This window comes from Campylobacter sp. W0014 (genome assembly GCF_020135975.1).
In the GTDB taxonomy this organism is placed as follows: domain Bacteria; phylum Campylobacterota; class Campylobacteria; order Campylobacterales; family Campylobacteraceae; genus Campylobacter_D.
Genome location: NZ_JACHTR010000012.1, coordinates 20,650 through 38,180, shown reverse-complemented (window position 1 = coordinate 38,180; position 17,531 = coordinate 20,650). Strand labels below are relative to the sequence as shown.

The following is a 17,531-nucleotide window of genomic DNA, read 5'->3' as shown; positions in this document are numbered from 1 at the left end:
AATATGCAAAATTTATTAGAATTTATACGGGATAATTTAAATCCAACTGGAGCCAAAATTTTGTTAAAAGCTTTAAAAAATTCCCACAATGAAAACTTTTTTAATTTTATTACAGAAAATATTAACATTATTTGCACATGGTTAAACTCACATGAATTTAAAGAAAATTATTTAAATAGCCCTTATCCTCCTTTGATTAATCCTGACTTCATAGACACAGATTCGAGCAGATATTGCGCAGAACTTGCTTGGGATTTAAATTTGCCCTTACCTAAACACTATAAATTTATCTATATTTCGCCTCATGGAGTCGGTGCTGCTGCATTTTTAAGATATCTTAATGAGGGTTGCGATGTTTTATGTTTTCCTTCTTGGACTTCCCCTAATGACGCCAAAGAAAGATATTGCATCCATTATATGTATTTAAATAGCAATATTGATCAATATGCTATAAATATTTCAGAACTTAATATTCCTAATTTTGATAAATTTCTAAATTTACTTGATCCTAATACGCAAATCATTTGTAGTGTTAGAGATCCTATAGGGATTTTAAAACATAATTGGGGAAGAGATTGGACAAAAGTTTCAAGAAATTATCCACGTGATTTTAATCTCACTTATGATTATAGAAATTATATTGAATTTTTAACTCACAATAAAAAAACTGAAATTAAAGTTGATTTTGAAGAGCTGAATAACGGAGTTTTTATCTTAAATTTTTTATTGCGATATTTCAATCAAGATAAAATTTATTATTTAGATATGAACTCGATTATTCCAGAAAATGCTTTTAAAACATTGGATTTTCTTGCTCGAAAATTCAGCTTTACCCCCCCCCATATAGAAAAACAATCCTTTTTTAAAATTCAAGAATTTAAAGGCTATATTCGCTATCTTTTTCCTATCACACTTTATGCCAATAAAAAAGATATATACAGCACAGAAATCGATCCTTTAAATAGTATTGCTATTACTTTAGATAGACCAAGACAAAATAAACAAATTAATATAATAAAATTAGTTATTGATGATGATTTATCAAATGATATAGCTTTATATATTCAAAAAGAAGATTTAGAAAAACTTACAAATGATACGCAATTTTTTAATACTGTTAAAGAGTATTTACAGAACTTTTTATTTGAAATAAAAAAGATCGATAAGCAAAATGAACTTATGATGATGAAAGAAGAAGAGGTATTATCTATCTTTAACTCTAATAAAGCTTTAGCGTCGAAATTTCTAAACATTTTTCAAAAAGAATATCAGCATTTAGAACAAAATCGTCCGGACATTATCAATTCTTGGAAATATTATCAAAAATTTAAAAACAATGATTTTACATAAAATCTATAGGATCAATATCCGCATTGACATTTTTAAATTGCAAAACGTATTCTTCTATAGCAATTAAAGCTTTATAAGAATCACTGCGGATAAGAATATGAAAACGGTATTTTGTATTAATCATTTCAATTCCGCAAACCCCATATCCAATGAGTTCTATATTTTTTATCGTTGCTAATTTTTCAGCTAAATACTCGCATAAATTTTGCGCTTTTAATTTATCCTTATCTTCTATAATTAATCTTAAAAGACGTTTAAAAGGAGGATATAAACCTTTTCTATTTTCAAGCTCATCTTGCAAAAAAGCATCATAATTTTGTATATATTTTTCAAAAAAAGCACGATTTTTAGTTTGCAAAAGCACTCTAGCTTCTCCTTTGCGCCCTGCCCTACCTGCGACTTGCATAGCTAGAGCTAAAGTTTCTTCACTCGCTCTAAAATTCGGTCTAAATAAGTACTCATCAATACCCAAAATCACGCTCAAATCGACATTGTGATAATCATGTCCCTTAGCAAGCATGGAAGTCCCTATAAGTATATCAATTTTTTTATCATTAAATTCTTTTAAAATATGATTTAACTTTTTAATACTCGTAATCTCATCGCTATCAAACTTTGCTATTTTAGCATGGGTAAATTTTGATTCTAAAAGCTCTTTAAGTTCCGCTGTTCCCATCTTTCTAGCTTCTAGCATTAAACCTTTGCAAGAAGGGCAGGATTGGTCGATATTTTTTGCAAAATTACAATAATGGCATTTTAATAAATTTCTATTTTTATGCAAACTCATAGCAATAGAACAAAATGGACACTTTATTGTCTCTCCACAATTTTTACAAAAAATTTGACGAAAATTGGCACGAGTAGGTAAAAAAATAATCACTTGCTTTTGTTTATTTAAACTCGCCTGTATTTCATTTAAAAGCATAGAACTTAATGATAACTCATTTTCATCGTATATAAAATGTTTCCTGCTTTCAAAAAATGTTCCTTTAAGTCTAAATACCTTTTGCTTATAAAAACTCGTCAAAGAAGGAGTTGCGGATCCTAAAACAACTTTAATATTTAATTTAGCTCCTAAAAAAAGCGCCAAATCTCTAGCATTTAAATAGGGTTGATTTGAAGCTTTATAAGAATTATCATGCTCTTCATCTACCACGATTAAACCCAAATTTCTAAAAGGTAAAAAAAGCGCGGATCTAGCTCCAGCAATCAATAAAGCTTTGCCTTCATTGAAACTTTCTAAACATTCTTGTTTTTTCTTTTTAGAAACTTTAGAGTGCCATAAAAAAAAACTATCTTTAAAATACATTTGCAAACGTTTTTTCATTTGAGAAGTAAGCGAAATTTCAGGCATCAAAAATAAAACTTGTTTTCCTTTTTTTAAATAATCTTTAATCAAAGAAATATAAATTTCAGTTTTACCACTCCCAGTATCTGCAAAAAGCAAAGAACTTGATTGATTGTTTAAAAAGTCTAAAGCTTTTTTTTGCCCTAAACTCAAATTTGGCTCTTTAGTAATTTCTAGTTTTTTGCAACTATACTCTTTACTTGTTGAAAAAAAACCTAAAACAAAACCCATTTTAGCCGCATAGTAATAAGAAATAAATTGCGCGAGTTTAAATTGAGATTTACTTAAAGAAAAAGGTGTAAGCTCTTTAATAGCCTTTGTTTGAAAATCTGGCTTTTCGCATTCTTTAATCACTAAAGCTCTAAGATTTTTTTTCATTTTTACATCTATAATTACCTCACTTAAGGCAGGGATCTCCTTTTCACTATGAAAAATTAAATTTTGTAAATACAGTCCAAAGACTGACACTTCATAATATCTCATTGTAAATCTTTACAATATCTTGAATTTATACACTCTAAAATACCTTCTTTAGAATCATAAGTAAAATCAATGTATTCTTTTGAATTTAAGAAAAATCTATATTGATTAGATGCAATTTTCATCCAAGATTTAAAATCAGAATAAATAGGAGAATCAAGCAAGGAATAATCGTTAGCATTATAAAAAAGTTTTTCCCTTGGAGTATTAAATTTAGCATTGTCAAGATTGGTTATAAAAGCAATTTGTTTAAGCTCAGCTTGAGTTCGCATAAGCGATAAAGCTGAACTTAACATTTCATAATCTATTTTTAATTTTAAAATTTTTGCCTCTTCTTTGCTTTTACCCCAAAAGCTTAAGGCCAAACTAGAAAGTATCCCTAAAATCAAAATGACAAAAACCAACTCAAGCAAGGTAAAAGCTTTTTTCATTTGACTGGGAGTTCTTCATTAATAGCTTTTATAAGTTTTTTAAGTTCTCTTTCTAAAATATAATTTTCATAACTTTTTTTTACAAAAGCATCTACAAAACGCTTGAGTTCAATTTTTTTAGTTCCGCCAGAAATTAAAGCAATATCATCCTCTAAAACATTAGCGAATTCTTCACTACATTTAACAATAAAATCTTTTGCAGAAACATTGATAATTACTTGTTTTAAATTATCACTTGCCAAGTACAGCCTCGATTTTTTTGTAAATATCCTCACTTTCTATATTGCGAGATTTTAATTCTTCCTCAAGACGCATAATTTGATTACTTTTTGCCTCATTTTGTGCCTTTACGCTTACAAGTTCATTTCTTAAATTCTCATTTGCTTCGCACACTTCATTATACTTTTCAATAAGCTCATTAACTTTATCTGACATAGTATTAATAATTTTTTCATCAAACATATTTTTCGCCTTCTTTAATTGAAAATTTAAATATAGAAAATATTTATGTAATTGTAGCAAAAAAAAATAAATTTTCATGTTTTTAAAAAGATTAATTTTAATTAAAGTATTTTCTTTTAAAATTTTTAATTTTAAAATATTTTAACAAAGTGAAATTATGCTAGAACTTACAAGTGAATTTAAACCAAGTCCTGATCAAAAACAAGCCATAGAAGGCATAGTAAAAAGTATTAAAAAAGGTAATAAATATCAAACTTTATTAGGGGTTACAGGTAGCGGAAAAACTTTTACCATGGCTAATGTCATCAAAGAACTTCAAATGCCAACTCTTATTATGAGTCATAATAAAAGCTTGTGTGCTCAACTTTATAGCGAATTTAAAGGCTTTTTTTCTAAAAACCATGTGGAGTATTTTATCTCTTATTATGATTATTATCAACCAGAAGCTTACATTCCACGTACTGATGTCTTTATAGAAAAAGATAGTTCCACAAATGAAGACCTAGAAAGATTAAGACTAAGTGCTACAGCTTCACTTTTAAGCTACGAAGATATTGTGTGTATTGCAAGTGTTTCAGCTAATTATGGACTTGGAAATCCAAATGAATACATTGGAATGGTTTTAATTTTTGAACTTGGTATGCAAATTTCACAAAAAGAACTTCTTAAAAAACTTGTAGATATGGGTTATAAAAGAAATGATAATTTTTTTGATCGTGCAGATTTTCGTGTGCAAGGTGATACTATAGATATTTATCCTGCTTATTATGAGGATGAAGTAGTAAGGCTTGAATTCTTTGGTGATGAACTTGATAGCATGTATCATTATAATGTTTTAGAAAATAAAAAAGGCAAAGATTTAAAACGCTTTATTTTATACCCTACAAGTCAATTTAGCGTCGGAGAAACGCGCTTAAAGCAAGCTATTAAAGATATTAAGCAAGAATTAAATGAACGCTTAGCCCAATTTGAATTAGAAAATAAACTCGTAGAACATCAACGTTTAAAACAACGTGTTGAATTTGATCTTGAAATGCTTACGAGCACAGGTATGTGCAAAGGTGTAGAAAATTATGCTAGACATTTAACGGGATTAAAAGCTGGAGATACACCCTACACTCTATTTGATTATTTTGCTATCAAAGATAGAAAATTTCTTGTCATCGTTGATGAAAGTCATGTTTCATTACCTCAATTTCGCGGAATGTTTGCTGGAGATAGAAGCAGAAAACAAACTTTAGTAGATTATGGCTTTCGCCTACCTTCAGCTCTTGATAACCGTCCTTTAATGTTTGATGAATTTATCCATAAAAATTGTCAATTTCTTTTTGTTTCAGCCACTCCAGCACCTCTAGAACTTGAATTAAGCAAAGAAAATATTTTCCATCAAATTATGCGTCCAACGGGCTTACTTGATCCACTTATAGAATTAAAAGACAGCGACAATCAAGTTGAAATTTTATTTGACGAAGCTAAAAAAGTGATCGATAAAAATGAACGTGTCTTAGTTACAGTGCTGACTAAAAAATTAGCCGAAGAGCTTACAAGGTATTATTTAGAGCTTGGCATTAAAGTAAAATACATGCATTCAGATATTGATGCTATAGAACGCAACGAAATCATTAGAAATCTTAGAAGTGGCGCTTTTGATATGTTAATTGGTATCAATTTGCTTAGAGAAGGACTTGATTTGCCTGAAGTTTCACTCATTGCTATTATGGATGCTGATAAAGAAGGATTTTTAAGAAGCACGACAAGTCTTATACAGACTATGGGAAGGGCTGCAAGAAATGTCAATGGAAAAGTATTGCTTTTTTGTAAAAAAATTACAAAATCCATGCAAGAAGCTATGGACACAACTAACGAACGTCGCAAACTTCAAGAAGCTTACAATAAAAAACATAATATTACTCCAACCTCAGTTAAACGTCACATAGAAGAAAGTTTAAAAAATGAAGAAGATTTAGGAGAAATTTATCGCAAAGGTAAAAAACTTGAAAAAATGCCTGCTAGCGAAAGAGCTAAGCTTATCAAAGAACTTCGAAAACAAATGTTAGAAGCAGCAAAAGCTCTTGAATTTGAAAAAGCAGCAGCTATAAGGGATGAGATCAATAAAATGAAAAATTTATAACAAAAATATATCCCTTGTTCTCACTCCAACTTCATTAATCAAAGCGTTTAAAATTTCATATTGAAAATCTTGCAAAGGACGCTTTTCTTTTAAAACTATACCAATAACCCCTTTTGTTTTTTCTCCATCTTCTATAGGCAAATACATCGCATTAGCATTTGGCAAGGTATTGGTACAAAGTCCTGCTCTTTCACGATTTGTAGCCACCCATTGAGCGATAGCAATTTCATCAGCACTGAAACAATTTTTAAGTATTTGTTTATCGTTATTAAAAAATAATAAAGGCTTAGATAAAATATTATTTTTACTCATAGGATAAATAATTATAGGTAAATTTAATAATTTCAAAGCTTGATTGCCAAGTTGTTCCCAAAGTTCTTGTTTGCTTTTTACTCTAGCTAATTTTTCACTATTTTCAAGCAAAATCGCTGTTCTATAAGATCTTTTTGCTAATTCTTTGGATTGAAGTTTTAATCTTCTTGTAAAAACAGAAGTTAAAAAACCAACAATAAACATAGTCGCAAACGTAATTATATTTGCGCTATCGTGAATTTTAAAACTAAAAAAAGGTTTTAAGAAGAAAAAATTATAAAACAGCACACTGATTAAAGAAGAATACAAAGCATAAAATTTATTATCCGATATAAAAGAAGAGCTAAAAACAGCCAAAATAAAAACCATCACTATATTGCTAGGTTGAGTGTCAAATTGATGGAATATAAAAGCGATAATAATTGCTAATAATAATATAGTATTAATCATAATAAAATTTAAAAAATTAAAACCTTTTTTTCTCGTCATTTTTGGCATTTTAATTTCGCTTTCATTGACTAGATATAAGTCAATATTTGGACTTTTCTTTGCTACAGCTTCAAAAATTTCTTCTTTAAATTTTTTCTTATTTTTATTTTTGCCTAAAACTATTTTAGAAACATTGCTAATACTAGAATATTCAGCAATTTGGCCCGCTACATCTTCATCATAAACACTAATAATCTCAGCATCAAAACTCTTTGCAAGTTCTAAATTTTCTTTTAATGATTTATCCTCTTCAAGGTTAGAATTTTTTATACAAATGGCGCTTAATTTTGCATGAAAAGCACTTGCAAGTCTTGCAGCTGATCTGATAACTTTAGCATTGCTTTCATTGATACAAACTAAAATATGCTCTCCAGTATGATAAGTTAAGTCATCATTAATAAGCCTTTGCTCATTTGCCCTTAAATTGACCCTTGATGCAAGTCTTCTTAAAGCAATTTCCCTTAAGGCTACCAATCTTTCTTGTCTGAAAAAATTTTCTAAAGCCAATTTAGCCTGTTTTTCTTTATAAATTTTACCTTCTTGCATCCTTTTTAAAAGTTTATTAGGCTCAATATCTACAAGTTCTACTTGATCAGCTTCATCAAAAATACGATCAGGAATTCTTTCTTTAACTTCTATTTTACTGATATTTGCCACCAAATCATTTAAACTTTCTAAATGCTGAATATTTAAAGTGGTATAAACATCAATACCCGCTTTTAATAATTCTTCTATATCTTGAAAACGCTTTTCATTTCTAAGACCTTTTGCATTCGTGTGTGCTAATTCATCAACCAAAACTAAAGCCGGTTTTCTTTTTAAAGTGGCGTCCAGATCAAATTCTTTTAAGGTGATATTTTTATAAGAAATTTCAAGATTTTCGATGCTTTCAAAACCTTCAGTCAAACTCATAGTTTCAGGTCTATCGTGTGGCTCTATGTAGCCCAAAACCACATCGACTCCATTTTGCAATAAATTTCTAGCCTCACTTAACATAGCATAGGTTTTGCCAGATCCTGCTGCATAGCCTAAAAATATTTTTAATTTAGCAAATTTATTTTTTTCTTCTTCTTTAGCTTTTACTTCAAATTTTTTAAGAATTTGTTCGGGCGTTTGTCGTTGCATTTTTACTCTTTTTCATGACCTTATTTATAGCTATATTCACTTTTAAAACATTAACTTTCATCTCGCCAAAAATACCTAAAAATTTATCTTGTGTGTTATTATTGATGATTTTCTCTACTTGATTTCTACTTAATTTTGAAAATTTAACTATACGAGGAATTTGTATCCATGCTGCTTGTTTGCTAATATGTGGATCAAGTCCTGAAGCTGAAGCACTTAATAAATCAATTGGAATTTCCTTTTTTGAAACATTTGGATTTTGTTTTAAAAATTGATTTAAATCCTTTATCATGCGTTCTTTTAATGCAGGATTAGACATAGCATAATTAGAACCACCTGAATTAACACTGCTTTGATTAGTATCGCTTATATTATAATTTACAGCTGAACTTCTTCCATGTAAAAAATAAGGCTCATTAAAAGCTTGACCTAAAAGCTCTGATCCGACCGCCTTATTTACATCGAGTGTAGCTTGTCCATTTTCATCGATTAAACTTCCGCTCGCCTCATAAGGAAAAATAAATCTAGCTGCCTCATTTAATACAAAAGGATAAATAGCACAACACAAAACAAGTATAAAGATAAAAAAACTAAGCAAAGTTCTAACCATAATCAAACTCCTAAAATTCGAAGTAGCCAAGCCGTAGGGATATCGATAATTTTAATACCAATAAAAGGAGCGATCACTCCTCCAATTCCGTAAATCCCTAAATTTCTTAAAAGCAACATTTCACTTTTCATAGGTCTAAATTTAACACCACGCATAGCAATAGGTATAAGCAAAGGAATAATCACAGCATTAAAAATCAATGCCGATAAAATAGCACTTTGAGGGGTTGCTAAATGCATAATATTTAAAATTTGCATCTGTGGCAAAACCACGCTAAACATAGCTGGTAAAATAGCAAAATATTTAGCAATGTCATTAGCCATACTAAAGGTTGTCAAACTTCCTCTAGTGATCAACAAACCTTTGCCTATTTCAACAATTTCTAAAATTTTTGTAGGGTTAGAGTCAAGATCAATCATATTAGCTGCTTCTTTAGCAGCTGCGGTTCCTGAATTCATCGCTATGCCAACATCAGCTTGTGCGAGTGCTGGAGCATCATTAGTACCATCTCCTGTCATTGCGACAATTTTACCCTCAGCTTGTTCTTTTTTTATAGCTTCTATTTTATCTTCTGGCTTACATTCTGCTATAAAACCATCAAGTCCGGCTTCTTTGGCTATTGTAGCTGCTGTTAATGGGTTATCTCCCGTACACATAAGGGTTTTGATGCCCATTTTTCTTAATTTTGCAAATCGTTCTTTAAGGCCTGGCTTTACAGTATCTTTTAGATAAATCACTCCCAAAATTTCCTTATCTTGATTCACCACTAAAGGGGTTCCACCTAGATTTGAAATTTGCATGACTTTTGCTTCCAAATCACTTGGAATTTCTCCACCCATTTCATCAATATAGACCCTAATCGTATCAAAAGCCCCTTTGCGAATTTGAGTACCATCTTTTAAATTAACTCCACTCATTCTATTTTGAGCGCTAAATTCGATCACTTCTTGAATTTCTTCTTGATCGCGTTGATATCCCATTTTACTTGCTAACGCAACAATACTTTTTCCTTCTGGCGTTTCATCTTTTAAAGAAGATAATAAACAAGCATGGATTAATCGATCCCTATCCACTCCTTGAGCTTCATAAAATTCATTAGCCAAACGATTTCCAAAAGTGATCGTACCTGTTTTATCTAAGATCATAGTATCAACATCGCCACAATTTTCCACTGCTTTTCCAGAAAGCGCTATCACATTAAAACGAGTTACTCTATCCATTCCTGCTATACCTATGGCCGAAAGAAGCCCTCCAATAGTAGTAGGAATCAAACATACAAGCAAAGCAACTAGCCAAGAAATAGGCAAATTAACATTTAAAAATTGCACAAAAGGATATAAACTAACTACGACGATTAAAAAACTTAGACTAAGGACAATTAAAAGAATATTTAATGCAATTTCATTGGGTGTCTTTTGGCGTGCGGCTCCTTCAACCAAATTGATCATTTTATCTAAAAAACTTTCTCCAGCACCTACTAAAATTTTAATTTTTAAAAAATCTGTTAAAACTGTCGTTCCTCCGGTTACAGAAGAAAAATCACCCCCTGCTTCACGCATCACAGGTGCACTTTCTCCAGTAATCGCTGACTCATCAACGCTGGCTGCTCCTTCAATAATCTCTCCATCATTAGGTATAAGTTCTCCTGCTTTAACTAAAACAACATCTCCGATTTTTAATTTGCTAGCGCTTAGCATTTCTTCACTACCATCGTTTTTAATCACTCTTGCTTTAAAGTCTTTTTTACTTTGCTTTAAAGTGGCTGCTTGCGCCTTGCCTCTACCCTCGGCTATACTCTCTGCAAAATTTGCAAACAATAAAGTAATAAAAAGAACTAAAGTGATTAAAATATTATAAATTCTTTCTTGGTAATCACCCCCAAATAAACTAGGGAAAAAACTTAAAATAAGCGTAATAACAAAGCCAATTTCTACCATAAACATAGTAGGATTTTTGATCATAAAACGCGGATCAAATTTAAAAAATGCTCCTTTAATCGCTGTGCTTAAAATTTCTTTTGTGATAAGTTTATTTTGTTTTTTAGACATTAGCTCTCCTTGTTTAATGCCATAAAGATAAATATTCAGCCACACTAGAAAGTGTCAGCACTGGAAAAAAAGTTAATGCTGTAAAAATATAAACGATGCAAATTAAAACAAACATAAAAGTCAAAGTATCTGTTTTTAAAGCATTTGTATTATCTTCTTGGGTTTTTTGATTTAAAAACGATCCTGCAATTGCTAATTGTATAATTAAAATAAGATAACGTCCGCAAAACATAGCAAAAGCTGTGCTTAAATTCCAAAACAAATCATTATCCTTAAGTCCCTCAAGCCCTGATCCATTATTTGCAGTTGCGGATGTAAATTCATATAAAATTTGAGCTAAACCATGAAAACTAGGATTTATAATGCTATCTTTTGCAAAAATTACCCCCAAAGCACTTAAAACAAGGATTAATAAAGGATGTATCAAAATAGCCAAGGCAATAAGTTTCATCTGCTTGCTTTCTATTTTTTTTCCTAAAAACTCCGGAGTTCTTCCTATCATCAAAGCGCAAATAAATACGCACAAAATAATATAGATCATCATATTCATAAGCCCAACACCATCACCGCCAAAAGCAACATTAAGCATCATATTAAGCATAGTAATTCCTATACTTAAAGGATTTAAACTATCATGCATATTATTAACACTTCCCGTTGTAAAAGCCGTTGTAACAGCACTAAATAAACTGGATGAATTAACTCCAAATCTTAATTCTTTTCCTTCCAAATTTCCCAAAGTTTGATTAAGCTCTAAAGAAGATAAATTAGGATTTGGAAGAGTTTCGCTATGATGGATAATAATTAAAGAAATTAAGAAAATAATACTCATAGCTCCAAAGATAACCCCGCCTTGTTTTCCCATCAAAGCAAAACCTTGCTTTTCTTTTCTATAATGAATCATCAAGCCAAAGACCACAACACAAGAACTAGGAATTAACATCATGGATAAAATTTGTATAAGATTAGTTAAAGCATTAGGGTTTTCAAAAGGCATGCTTGAATTAGCTCCAAAAAATCCTCCACCATTGGTTCCTAAGTGTTTAATAGACTCAATAGCAGCAACAGGACCTGTAGCTATAGTTTGAATTTTATCTTCTAAAGTTACAAGATGAAAATTTGGATAATAATTTTGCACCACACCTTGGGAAATAAAAATCAAAGAGATAATAAAACTCAAAGGAAGTATTAAACGCGTCATCACGCGAGTAAAATCCTCATAATAATTTCCCATTTGCATACCACAAAATGCCCTACAAAAAGCTATACAAGCACAATATCCACTTACACCAGAAACAAACATAGCAAGCAAAATTCCTGTGCTTTGAGAAAATAAACTTAAAGCATTTTCCCCGCTATAATGCTGTAAATTAGTATTAGTAATAAAACTAATAGCAGTATTTAAACTCAAATCTAGCGGCATGGATTTGATAGAGTTAGGGTTTAAAAAAAATCTATCTTGTAATAAAAAAATAACAAAAGAAAAAATAGCCACCAAAAGATTAAAAATACACAAATGAAAAGAATACTGTTTCCAAGTCATATTTTTTCTATCGATAGCACAAATTTTGTAAATTAAGGCATCTATAGGATTAAAAATAAAATCAAAAATAGTTTTTTTAAAATTAGCAATTTTATATAAATATCGTCCAAAAATTAAGGATAAAATAAAAGATATAATCAATACAACTACAATTTCTAACATATTTTTCCTTTAAAATTTTTCAGGATATAAAAGTGCGTAAAAAAGATAGCAAGCAAGCAATAAACTTAAAACCAATAAAAAGATCATTCGTAAAATCCTAATTAATAAAAATCATTCAAAATAAAGGGTTTTAATTCTATCCTTGCTAGCCTTATAATTTGCTTTATTATTTTTAACTAAAGATATCCCACCATCATTGTTATAAAATAACCCGCTATACAAGAAGAAACCACGCCAATAAGTCCAGGTAAAATAAAACTATGATTGATCACAAATTTACCAATACGAGTTGTTCCTGATCGATCAAATTGTATAGTGGCTAAATCACTCGGATAAGTTGGCAAAATATAATACCCATAACAAGCAGCCGCAAAAGCTATGATCACACCTGGTTCAACACCGATACTTAAAGATAAAGGAACAAAAGCAGAAATAGCTGCTGCTTGAGAATTAACAAATTTAGAAATTAAAAGAAGCATTAAAGCATAAGTCCAAGGATGCTCTTTAACTATATCTCCAAATAAAGCTTTCATCATAGGAGTATGGACTGCAAACATCGTATCAGCCATCCAAGAAATTCCAAAAACTGCCACAAGGGCTACCATACCGGATTTAAAAATTTCATTAGAGCCTATCTTTTTTACATCTGTTTTTGTAAAAATAATCATCAAAGCGCCCGCTAAAAGCATAAACATTTGAATGATTGATACCATAGAAATATAATTATAACTTGGATTTCCAAGCTTATCTTTTTGAGGGATAGCTACAATTGCTTCTGAATGATCTTTTATATTAGAAGTTAATTTTTTAAGATCAATTACAGCCTTATTACCTCCACTTAAAGTCCATTCTACTGTATTATCAATGTGCGCTTGATACACCATTTTTTGACCCCAATTAGGTTTTAAATCATCAAAAATTCCAATAATGGCTACTGAAAAAATTGCAAGGATAAAAATCCACATTGCAACCCAGTTATTTTTCGCCAATTTAACCCCCAAAAGCGTTTTAGATTCCCCATAAACATATTTTTTAAATTCCAAATCTTTTAATTTTTCTTGAAAAACCTCATCTTTATCTAAATCTTTACCTCTAAACCAAGAAAAAATTCCCACACATAAAACACCTATAAGAGTACTAGGTATAGTGATTTGAAGTAAATTAATATAGCCATCAAAACCGGCCAATTTATGAGGAGTATTTAAAAGCAAAGCCGTTAAACTCACAACCGCTACAGAAACAGGACTTGCAATAATTCCCATTTGTGAAGATATAGAAGCCGCTGCCATAGGGCGTTCTGGACGAATGCCATTTTTAATGGCAATATCATAAATGATAGGCATTATAGTATATACCACATGTCCTGTCCCACAAAGCATTGTCAAAAAACACGTAACAAAAGGAGCTAAAAGGGTTAAAAATTTAGGATTTTTTCTTAAAAGTTTTTCAGCAATTTGAAGCATAACATCCAAACCACCGCTTGCTTGTAAAGTCGCACTAGCAACAACTACAGCTAAAATAGTAAGCATAACATCAATCGCAGGTTTTCCAGGCTGGATATGAAAAACAAAAACTAGCATCAAAATACCTATTCCGCCTAACAATCCAAGAGCTATACCACCTTTTTTAGCACCATAAAAAAGACAGATAAGCACCACCGCTATTTGAATAAAAAATTGCCACCCTTCGCTAAGATTTGTTAAAAAATCCATTTTAACTCCTTTTTAAATTACAAAAATAATAATTTCATTGTAGCATAATTTAAAAAGAAAAGATAATATTTATTAAATAAAATAAATAAAAATTAAATATAAGAAGTTTTAAGAATTTATCCTTCAAGCTCATAAAGTTTTTTTCTATCTGTAGAACTTGCAATATTGAGATGTTTTCGGTATTTAGTAATCGTTCTACGCCCAATATCAATCTTAAATTCATCCTGTATGAGTTTTAAAATTTTACTATCACTTAAAGGTTTTAAGCGATTTTCATTTTTAACTAAATTTGCGATAAAATCTTTTACGCTCGCATTAGAAGTTTCTCCTTCTTCATCAAGAGCAAAAGCAAAAAAATCTTTTAAAGGAATCAACCCCCTTTCACAACTTAAATATTTATTTGCGATCGCTCTTGAAACCGTAGAAGCATTGCGATCTAAATCTTCTGCAATATCTTTTAAAGTCATAGGTTTGATATCTTTACCTATAAAAAAATCATACTGATGCTCTACTATCATTAATCCAATTTTATATAAAGTTGCTTTTCGCATAGCCAAAGCATCTACTAAATTTTTAGCCTCTTTAATGTAATGTGCTAAATATTCATGGTCAATTCCATCTGTTTCAATAGAAATTTCAGGATAATATTCATCGTTAATTTTTACTTTAATTTCATTATTTTCACGAAAAATAAAAATATCAGGAATGATAGCTTGAGAATCTTCAAAATATTCCAAAAAAGGAGGAATGCTAAATTTTTTTATCACAGAAATTGCTTGAGTGTATAATTTTTCTTTCGTATAATTTTGGATATTTTCAAAATCCAATATAAGCATTTTGCAAAAATCATAAAGTTCCTCATCTATATTTTCATTTTCAAGAGCAAATAAAAAAGCTTCTTTGTAGTCCTTAGCACCCACACCTATAGGATCTAAAAACTTAAAACGCATTCTAATGCTTTCAATATCCTTTTCATTAATATCTTGCATGACTTCTTGATCGTATTCAAAATACCCTTCATGGTTAAGACATTCTATGATTTTATTTGCAATATCTTGAGATTTTTTTGTAGGAAAAAGCGGAGGGATAATTTGCTCATTTAAAAGTTCATAAACGCTTTTTTTGCCAATACCCATACTTTCAACCATGGCTGAATTTGTATTGTTTTTATAAAAAGAATCAAAATAACTCTTTCCTTTTTCAGAGGTTTTAATCGCATCTTGAACATTTAAAAAAGGATTTTCTTCTGCAAATTTGTCCAAATTCTCTTTTAAATCTTCTATATTTGCCTGCAAAATAGGAAGCCACGAGCGCAAGGTTTGAGAGATTTTTGTTTTTGTGCTTTGAGTAATCTTTTGCTTTAACATTAATCTAGGAGTTTAAACTCCGCTCCTAAATAGTATTTTTTTACATCTTTATTGTTTGCGATTTCTTCAGCATTCCCACTTGCTAATAAAGATCCAGAACGAATCACATAAGCCCTATCACAAATAGCTAAAGTCTCACGCACATTATGATCAGTAATTAAAATTCCAATATTTAATTTCTTAAGTTCTTTAATCAAGGCTTGAATTTCAGAAACCGCTATAGGATCAACCCCAGCAAAAGGTTCATCAAGAAGTAAAAATTTAGGCTCACACATCAAACTTCTAGCTAACTCGCAACGCCTTCTTTCACCGCCACTTAAACTCAATCCCTTTCTTAAGCGAATCGGCTCTATGCTTAAAAGCTCAAGCATTTGTTCTACTTTTTCATTTAAAACTTGTTTATCTTTATAAAAAATTTGTGCCGCTAAAAGCAAATTTTCTTCAACACTTAAATCTTTAAAAATACTACTTTCTTGTGGCAAATATCCAATTCCTTCTCTAGCGCGTTTATTTAATGGCTCTTTTGTAATATCCACACCATCAAGCAAAACTTTGCCGTTAGTTGGAGTTATCAAACCACATATCATATAAAAAGTAGTGGTTTTTCCTGCTCCATTCGGCCCTAAAAGTCCAACAACTTCCCCGCTATTTAGCTCCAACGATACATCTTGTATTATTTTTGTTTTTTTTATGATTTTTTCTAAATTGATGATTTGTAATTTACTCATAAAATTTCATACTTTCTTTTATTGTCTTTAACACTGATTTTAACAATTGTAGATAAAATTCCAAATTGCAATAACTTTTCTTTTAGCCCATCATCTCCCCATTCTACCAAATGCAAACCTTCTTCAAATAAATTATCAAACAATCCATTCTTTAAAAGTCCATCTAATCCTTCTTGATAAATATCATAATGATATACACAAATATTTTCATTTTGATATTTTTGCATGATAGAAAAAGTTGGGGAAGTAACTTGATCGCCTAAATTTAGAAATTTAATCCAAGCTTGAACTAAGCTAGTTTTACCGCTAGCTAAATCTCCTTGTAATAAAACCACTCCCTTGCAAGGTAAATAAGAAAAAATTTGATCTAATTCTTCTTTAGATAAAATCATTTCTTTCATAATTTTTCCACATATTGATTTTGAGTATTTTTAGGAATGCTTTTAGTAGAAGGTATGGCCAAAACCTTATATTCTTGAGTGTATTGCATAAAATGCAAACTAATGATATCTCCTATTTTCACTTCCTTGCTCGCTTTAGCGATTTTATCATTAATTTTAACCACTCCGCTTTTACACATATCTTCAGAAATCGCTCGTCTTTTGGTGATATTAACCACATTTAAAAATTTATCCACTCTCATAAGAATGAATTTTAGCAAAAAAAAACAAATTTTGGAACATATTTTGCTTGTATTGCTGCAATTAAATTTCATTAAAAACCTTTCTTTTAACAAATTTTAGATACAATAAGACAAAAATTAAGTTAAAGCTTAAAAAGGAATATCGATGAAAGTATTATTGATTAAAGATGTTAAAGGGCTTGGAAAAGCCGGAGAAGTTAAAGAAGTCAAAGATGGATATGGACAAAATTTTTTAATTGGAAAAGGCTTGGCTAAAGCTGCCACTACTGAAGTTTTAAGAAAATATGAAAGTGATAAGAAAAAAGAGGCTGAAAATTTACGCTTTGAGATCGCAAATTTAGAAAAATTAAAAGAAGAGCTTAGCAAAATCACTCTTGAAATTTTTAAACCTGTTGGAGCCAATGGTAATTTATTTGGTGGGGTTACAAAAGATGAAATCGCTCATGCACTTAAAGAGCAAAAAAATATAGAACTTGATAAAAAAAGCTTAGAATGTGATACTTTAAAAAGTATTGGAATTCATGAAATCAGTGTAAAATTAGGCCATGCAATCCATGCAAATTTTAAAATTGATATAAAGGCAGAATAAT

The 17,531-nt window shown here is 30.2% G+C and carries 16 protein-coding genes and 1 pseudogene; 3 read left to right on the top strand and 14 right to left on the bottom strand.

Annotated elements, in window-relative coordinates:
- Positions 1-3 precede the first annotated feature (3 nt).
- Complete coding sequence (locus tag H2277_RS05315) at positions 4-1,350, top strand: DUF2972 domain-containing protein (protein WP_337201312.1); 1,347 nt, start codon at positions 4-6, stop codon at positions 1,348-1,350.
- Here H2277_RS05315 and H2277_RS05310 read toward each other — a convergent pair.
- Genes H2277_RS05310 through H2277_RS05295 form a run of 4 tightly spaced genes read right to left on the bottom strand, consistent with a single transcriptional unit; the run spans position 1,343 to position 4,071 of the window.
- Entirely contained in the window at positions 1,343-3,181 is a 1,839-nt protein-coding gene (locus tag H2277_RS05310) for a primosomal protein N' (protein WP_337201311.1), read from the bottom strand. The genes H2277_RS05315 and H2277_RS05310 overlap by 8 nt on opposite strands.
- Positions 3,178-3,609: a type II secretion system protein gene (locus tag H2277_RS05305; protein ID WP_337201310.1), complete on the bottom strand. Its 432-nt coding sequence runs from the start codon at positions 3,607-3,609 to the stop codon at positions 3,178-3,180. Before H2277_RS05305 ends, H2277_RS05310 begins: the two co-directional genes overlap by 4 nt.
- Positions 3,606-3,851: a hypothetical protein gene (locus H2277_RS05300; protein ID WP_137624180.1), complete on the bottom strand. Its 246-nt coding sequence runs from the start codon at positions 3,849-3,851 to the stop codon at positions 3,606-3,608. The genes H2277_RS05305 and H2277_RS05300 overlap by 4 nt, the downstream gene beginning before the upstream one ends.
- Positions 3,841-4,071 (bottom strand): hypothetical protein, encoded by a 231-nt coding sequence (locus H2277_RS05295; protein WP_137624181.1) that lies wholly within the window; start codon positions 4,069-4,071, stop codon positions 3,841-3,843. The genes H2277_RS05300 and H2277_RS05295 overlap by 11 nt, the downstream gene beginning before the upstream one ends.
- A 157-nt stretch (positions 4,072-4,228) precedes the next feature.
- Between H2277_RS05295 and uvrB the strand changes: the two genes are divergently transcribed.
- Positions 4,229-6,202 carry an excinuclease ABC subunit UvrB gene (uvrB, locus tag H2277_RS05290; RefSeq protein WP_337201309.1) on the top strand — a complete coding sequence of 658 codons (1,974 nt, stop codon included), beginning with the start codon at positions 4,229-4,231 and terminating at the stop codon, positions 6,200-6,202.
- Here the strand turns inward: uvrB and H2277_RS05285 are convergent.
- From H2277_RS05285 to H2277_RS05240, 10 genes and pseudogenes are all read right to left on the bottom strand, one after another.
- Positions 6,197-8,128, bottom strand: a complete 1,932-nt coding sequence (locus tag H2277_RS05285) for a DUF4118 domain-containing protein (RefSeq protein WP_337201308.1) — start codon at positions 8,126-8,128, stop codon at positions 6,197-6,199. The two genes, uvrB and H2277_RS05285, sit on opposite strands and share 6 nt — an antisense overlap.
- A complete protein-coding gene (gene kdpC / locus H2277_RS05280) occupies positions 8,097-8,738 on the bottom strand; it encodes a potassium-transporting ATPase subunit KdpC (RefSeq protein ID WP_337201307.1) in 642 nt (213 codons plus the stop codon). The genes H2277_RS05285 and kdpC overlap by 32 nt, the downstream gene beginning before the upstream one ends.
- 2 nt (positions 8,739-8,740) lie before the next feature.
- The gene (kdpB, locus tag H2277_RS05275; protein WP_337201306.1) at positions 8,741-10,786 is read right to left on the bottom strand and encodes a potassium-transporting ATPase subunit KdpB; all 2,046 of its coding nucleotides are present in this window, start codon (positions 10,784-10,786) and stop codon (positions 8,741-8,743) included.
- Positions 10,787-10,799: 13 nt separating this feature from the next.
- Positions 10,800-12,491 carry a potassium-transporting ATPase subunit KdpA gene (gene kdpA, locus H2277_RS05270; RefSeq protein WP_337201305.1) on the bottom strand — a complete coding sequence of 564 codons (1,692 nt, stop codon included), beginning with the start codon at positions 12,489-12,491 and terminating at the stop codon, positions 10,800-10,802.
- Positions 12,492-12,500: 9 nt separating this feature from the next.
- Positions 12,501-12,581, bottom strand: a pseudogene (gene kdpF, locus H2277_RS05265) (K(+)-transporting ATPase subunit F); the annotation flags it as partial.
- 86 nt (positions 12,582-12,667) lie between these two features.
- On the bottom strand, positions 12,668-14,203 hold the full coding sequence (locus tag H2277_RS05260; protein WP_337201304.1) for an anaerobic C4-dicarboxylate transporter: 1,536 nt from the start codon (positions 14,201-14,203) through the stop codon (positions 12,668-12,670).
- Positions 14,204-14,319: 116 nt separating this feature from the next.
- Positions 14,320-15,570 carry an RNA polymerase factor sigma-54 gene (locus H2277_RS05255; protein WP_337201303.1) on the bottom strand — a complete coding sequence of 417 codons (1,251 nt, stop codon included), beginning with the start codon at positions 15,568-15,570 and terminating at the stop codon, positions 14,320-14,322.
- Complete coding sequence (gene lptB, locus H2277_RS05250; protein WP_337201302.1) at positions 15,570-16,298, bottom strand: LPS export ABC transporter ATP-binding protein; 729 nt, start codon at positions 16,296-16,298, stop codon at positions 15,570-15,572. Before lptB ends, H2277_RS05255 begins: the two co-directional genes overlap by 1 nt.
- Positions 16,295-16,699: a tRNA (adenosine(37)-N6)-threonylcarbamoyltransferase complex ATPase subunit type 1 TsaE gene (gene tsaE / locus H2277_RS05245; protein ID WP_337201301.1), complete on the bottom strand. Its 405-nt coding sequence runs from the start codon at positions 16,697-16,699 to the stop codon at positions 16,295-16,297. Before tsaE ends, lptB begins: the two co-directional genes overlap by 4 nt.
- Positions 16,696-16,941 (bottom strand): RNA-binding S4 domain-containing protein, encoded by a 246-nt coding sequence (locus tag H2277_RS05240; RefSeq protein WP_337201326.1) that lies wholly within the window; start codon positions 16,939-16,941, stop codon positions 16,696-16,698. The genes tsaE and H2277_RS05240 overlap by 4 nt, the downstream gene beginning before the upstream one ends.
- A gap of 145 nt (positions 16,942-17,086) precedes the next feature.
- On the opposite strand from H2277_RS05240, the gene rplI reads away from it, so the two are divergent.
- Positions 17,087-17,530: a 50S ribosomal protein L9 gene (rplI, locus tag H2277_RS05235; RefSeq protein ID WP_137624191.1), complete on the top strand. Its 444-nt coding sequence runs from the start codon at positions 17,087-17,089 to the stop codon at positions 17,528-17,530.
- The last annotated feature ends 1 nt before the right edge of the window (position 17,531 follow it).

Excerpts from the sequence above, each read along its gene's own strand:
- lptB (WP_337201302.1), bottom strand. The coding sequence starts at position 16,298 with ATGAGTAAATTACAAATCATCAATTTAGAAAAAATCATAAAAAAAACA.
- H2277_RS05255 (WP_337201303.1), bottom strand. The coding sequence starts at position 15,570 with ATGTTAAAGCAAAAGATTACTCAAAGCACAAAAACAAAAATCTCTCAA.
- H2277_RS05305 (WP_337201310.1), bottom strand. The coding sequence starts at position 3,609 with ATGAAAAAAGCTTTTACCTTGCTTGAGTTGGTTTTTGTCATTTTGATT.
- H2277_RS05315 (WP_337201312.1), top strand. The coding sequence starts at position 4 with ATGCAAAATTTATTAGAATTTATACGGGATAATTTAAATCCAACTGGA.
- rplI (WP_137624191.1), top strand. The coding sequence starts at position 17,087 with ATGAAAGTATTATTGATTAAAGATGTTAAAGGGCTTGGAAAAGCCGGA.
- tsaE (WP_337201301.1), bottom strand. The coding sequence starts at position 16,699 with ATGAAAGAAATGATTTTATCTAAAGAAGAATTAGATCAAATTTTTTCT.
- kdpA (WP_337201305.1), bottom strand. The coding sequence starts at position 12,491 with ATGTTAGAAATTGTAGTTGTATTGATTATATCTTTTATTTTATCCTTA.
- uvrB (WP_337201309.1), top strand. The coding sequence starts at position 4,229 with ATGCTAGAACTTACAAGTGAATTTAAACCAAGTCCTGATCAAAAACAA.
- H2277_RS05285 (WP_337201308.1), bottom strand. The coding sequence starts at position 8,128 with ATGCAACGACAAACGCCCGAACAAATTCTTAAAAAATTTGAAGTAAAA.
- H2277_RS05295 (WP_137624181.1), bottom strand. The coding sequence starts at position 4,071 with ATGTTTGATGAAAAAATTATTAATACTATGTCAGATAAAGTTAATGAG.
- H2277_RS05310 (WP_337201311.1), bottom strand. The coding sequence starts at position 3,181 with ATGAGATATTATGAAGTGTCAGTCTTTGGACTGTATTTACAAAATTTA.
- H2277_RS05260 (WP_337201304.1), bottom strand. The coding sequence starts at position 14,203 with ATGGATTTTTTAACAAATCTTAGCGAAGGGTGGCAATTTTTTATTCAA.
- kdpB (WP_337201306.1), bottom strand. The coding sequence starts at position 10,786 with ATGTCTAAAAAACAAAATAAACTTATCACAAAAGAAATTTTAAGCACA.
- kdpC (WP_337201307.1), bottom strand. The coding sequence starts at position 8,738 with ATGGTTAGAACTTTGCTTAGTTTTTTTATCTTTATACTTGTTTTGTGT.
- H2277_RS05240 (WP_337201326.1), bottom strand. The coding sequence starts at position 16,941 with ATGAGAGTGGATAAATTTTTAAATGTGGTTAATATCACCAAAAGACGA.